The 3,970-nt window shown below is 38.0% G+C and carries 4 protein-coding genes; all 4 read left to right on the top strand.

The window, feature by feature from the left end; translation table 11 throughout:
* The first annotated feature begins 367 nt into the window (after window positions 1-367).
* Entirely contained in the window at window positions 368-748 is a 381-nt protein-coding gene (speD, locus tag V7164_RS15550; protein ID WP_066292566.1) for an adenosylmethionine decarboxylase, read from the top strand.
* A 151-nt stretch (window positions 749-899) separates the two neighbouring features.
* Window positions 900-1,361 (top strand): transcriptional regulator NrdR, encoded by a 462-nt coding sequence (nrdR, locus tag V7164_RS15545; RefSeq protein WP_066292568.1) that lies wholly within the window; start codon window positions 900-902, stop codon window positions 1,359-1,361.
* Between the two features lie 80 nt (window positions 1,362-1,441).
* Window positions 1,442-2,860, top strand: coding sequence for a replication initiation and membrane attachment family protein (locus V7164_RS15540; RefSeq protein ID WP_335354529.1), 1,419 nt, complete (start codon window positions 1,442-1,444; stop codon window positions 2,858-2,860).
* A complete protein-coding gene (dnaI, locus tag V7164_RS15535; protein WP_335354528.1) occupies window positions 2,860-3,789 on the top strand; it encodes a primosomal protein DnaI in 930 nt (309 codons plus the stop codon). Before V7164_RS15540 ends, dnaI begins: the two co-directional genes overlap by 1 nt.
* Window positions 3,790-3,970 lie beyond the last annotated feature (181 nt).

The following is a 3,970-nucleotide window of genomic DNA, read 5'->3' as shown; positions in this document are numbered from 1 at the left end:
CCTCGAGGTCACAAGCCAATCCTGAAAGGTAGAGCTCACCTTTCCGGGAGGATCGTCTTGTGCTTGTCGGGGTGGGCGAGGCGCTTCCGTTTTTCTATTTTGCAATCATATCCATCTCTAGTAAAATCGAATGACAGTCCTCTTTTGAGCCTTATTATAAAAGAGGACAAAGAGAACCCTTTAACAAATTTTTAGAACTGTATTGCAAAAAGAAATTAAACAAAGTATACTAGTCATCGTGAACTTCTATTATTTTGTTTATAGTGGCTACTTAAAGGGTTAGGACCTCTTTGGACTAACTTTCCCCCGTGGTAGTTATCTGGAAATGTAGAATGTCATTATTATTGTTAAAGGGGGAAATTTGAATATGGAAACGATGGGTCGTCACGTAATCTCAGAACTTTGGGGATGCGATTTTGAAAAGTTAAATGATATGGATTTTATTGAGCGTACTTTTGTAGATGCAGCATTAAAATCGGGTGCTGAAATCCGAGAGGTGGCATTTCATAAGTTTGCACCACAGGGTGTGAGCGGAGTTGTTATCATCTCTGAATCGCATTTAACTATTCACAGCTTTCCTGAGCATGGTTATGCCAGCATTGATGTATATACGTGTGGAGATCTTGACCCTAGCATTGCTGCAAACTACATTGCAGAGGCGTTAGGTGCAGAAACGTGTGAGAATATCGAAATTCCACGCGGGATGGGTCCAGTTCAAGTTAAACAAGCGCAAGCTAATGCTTTATAATAACAAAAGGCATGAAAATTCAGAGGTGTATTTTATACACCTCTTTTAATTTGCCCATTTTCGGACTCATTAACTATTGGGCTTTTATCTAAAAAATAGTACAATAATAGTACCCGAGCATTTTGAATGAAAAGAATCCGGAGCTGATTGTATGAAATGTCCTTCATGTCAAAATAACAATACACGTGTACTTGATTCTCGTCCTGTTGATGACTACCGTTCCATTCGGCGCAGACGAGAATGCGAAGCCTGCGGATATCGTTTCACAACCTTTGAGAAGGTTGAGGAAATTCCTCTTATTGTCGTCAAAAAAGAGGGAACAAGGGAAGAATTCAGCCGTGATAAAATATTACGGGGTCTTATTAAAGCTTGTGAGAAACGGCCTGTTGCCCTGAAAGAGCTGGAAGAAATTACTTCCAGTGTCGAGAAGGAACTCCGCAGTAATGGTGTCTCTGAAATTCAAAGTGAAGCTGTTGGTGAAATGGTAATGGACAGGCTGGCTAAAATCGATGATGTCGCCTACGTAAGATTTGCATCGGTTTATCGGCAGTTTAAAGATATCAATGTCTTTATTGATGAATTGAAAGAATTGATTAAGAAAGAAAAGGAATAAAAGGGGCACGTTCTTTGAGCTAAAGAAATCTTTAGCTCTTTTTTGGTAAATGATTATTATTGAATTGAAAGGTTGATAAAATGGTTCAGCATTGGCAGGAATTGGTTCCGATTGATCGATATGTGGTAGCTGCTAGCGGGCTTTTGCATGCTTATGACCGAAAAGTGCTAACTTTTTTGTATCAGCCCTTAATCGGATCTACTTGTTTTAGTTTATACATGACATTATGGTCGGAGTTGGAAGAAAATCGATTATGGTCCAGCTCTAATTCACATCACAGCCTGATGAATTTTATGGATTTAGGCTTAAATGAGATTTACAAAGCCCGTATAAAGCTTGAAGGTATTGGGCTTATGAAGGTTTATGAAAAAAAAGATGAAGATGCCAGATCATTTATTTACGAATTGATCCCGCCTTTAACACCGGAACAATTTTTTTTAGATGGAATGCTAAATATATATTTGTACAAAAAAATTGGTAAAAATCAATATTCGAGATTAAAGCGGTTTTTTTCAGAAGATAAGGTGGATTCTAAGGGGAATTACTTTGAAGTTACCAAATCATTTCAGGATATTTTTATGACAAGTCATATGGACTCTATTTCTTATGATTCAGAAGCCGAAGAGATGATGCAAGCTTCAGAAGGGAAAAGTTTTATCAGAAGAGATGAACAGGACCGTATACAAATCATTCATGATACATTTAATTTTAAGCTTCTTGAAGCTGGACTAAATGAGTCCCTGATTCCGAAAGAGGCTTTCACAAAAAAAGTAAAAAATGCGGTCAGCAATCTTGCTTTTTTATATGGAATAGATGCGATCCAAATGAAAAATATTGTCATCAGCGCCATTACAGAAGATAATGAAATAAACATAGAAGAGTTGAGGAAGTCTGCTCGTGATTGGTACCAATTTCAACATCATGATCAGCTTCCATCATTAGTTGATCGAACACAGCCAATGGCACAGCGGACGCAAATAAAGGAGCCCGAAACGAAGGAAGAGGAATTGCTTCGTGCTTTAGAGATTACTTCACCTAGGCAAGTGCTAAAGGATCTTTCTGGAGGGGCAGAGCCTTCAAAAGGGGATCTGCAAATTATTGAAGGTGTTATGTTTAATCAAAAGCTGCCTCCGGGGGTTGTAAATGTACTGATTCAATATGTCATGCTGAAGACAGATATGAAATTAACGAAAGGCTATGTAGAAAAAATAGCGAGCCACTGGGCAAGAAAGAAAATAAAAACGGCAAAAGCAGCTATTGATTTAGCAAAAAATGAACATAGGCAATATATGGAATGGGGAGACGGGAATAAGAAACCAGCTAATTATGCAGGAAAAAAGAAACCGATTCGAACGGAAATGCTTCCTGACTGGTTTGACGAAACAGGTACCCCTGTACAAGAATCAATCAATAAACAACAGGATGAAGATCTTGAACTGAAAAAGAGAGAACTTCAAGAAACAATAAAGAAGTTACGTTCAGGAAAAGAGGCTGACTAATGGAAAGAATTAATGACACATTAAAACGATTGGCTGGCAGAGAGGATTTTCAAAAAAGATATGAAATGCAGCGCAGGGAAACATTAAATAATCCAGACGTGAAGGCCTTCCTCAAAAGCCATCAAGATGAATTAACCGAGAAAATGATTGAAATAAGCATGGTGAAGCTTTATGAATATTGTAATCAAAGCAAGGAATGTAATCGATGTCCAAGCTTAGATGGATGTGTGAATTTCATGAAGGGCTATCATCCAAAGCTTGTTATAGAAAGAGGCAGCATTGCATTACATTACGACAAATGTCCTCGAAAGGTTATGGACGATGAGAAACGCAAAAATGAAAAATTAATTCAAAGCTTGCATGTTCCAAGGGATATCCTTAAGGCTTCCTTTGATTCCATTTATGAGGATGATGAAAGAATTGATGCTGTTCAGAAGGCTGCTTCGTTTATTATGAATTATAAACCAGGCTCCAGACAGAAGGGATTATACTTTTATGGGAAATTTGGAGTTGGAAAATCATATTTACTAGGTGTTATTGCTAATGAATTGGCTAAAAAAGAAGTTTCGTCCATGATTGTGTATGTCCCTGAACTTTTAAGGGAACTAAAAAGCTCAATTGCTGATTCTACTCTTAATGAAAAGGTTGAGACTATCAAAAAAGTGCCTGTTTTAATGTTTGATGACATTGGTGCAGAAACGATGTCTAGCTGGACGAGAGATGAGGTCATGGGACCCATCCTACAATTTCGAATGCTCGAAAGCCTGCCGACTTTTTTTACTTCTAATTTTGATTTTCAAGGACTGGAACATCATTTATCCTACAGCCAGCGAGGAGAAGAAGAGAAAATGAAAGCCCGGCGCATAATGGAGAGGATCAGATATTTAGCGGAACCAGTTGCCGTGGAAGGACGGAACCGCAGAGTTTAGATGTTAAAGCCTGAATAAACGGTATACCTATTGGTTTCACTGGAAAGAGTTAATAAAATTATTTAGAGCTGTCCTATTCTCAGGATGGCTCTGTTTTTTTAGAGATGAATTTATCGCAGATTAACGGGCTTTAAGATCCCCACTTCAAGAAGTTGAGTAAAATAAAAAAATTCTAAGTGGG

Origin of the sequence: Bacillus sp. JJ1474, from assembly GCF_036965225.1 — a bacterium.
GTDB lineage: Bacteria > Bacillota > Bacilli > Bacillales > Cytobacillaceae > Cytobacillus.
Note: the sequence above shows the minus strand (reverse complement) of the source record. Positions and strands in the feature narration are given on the sequence as shown.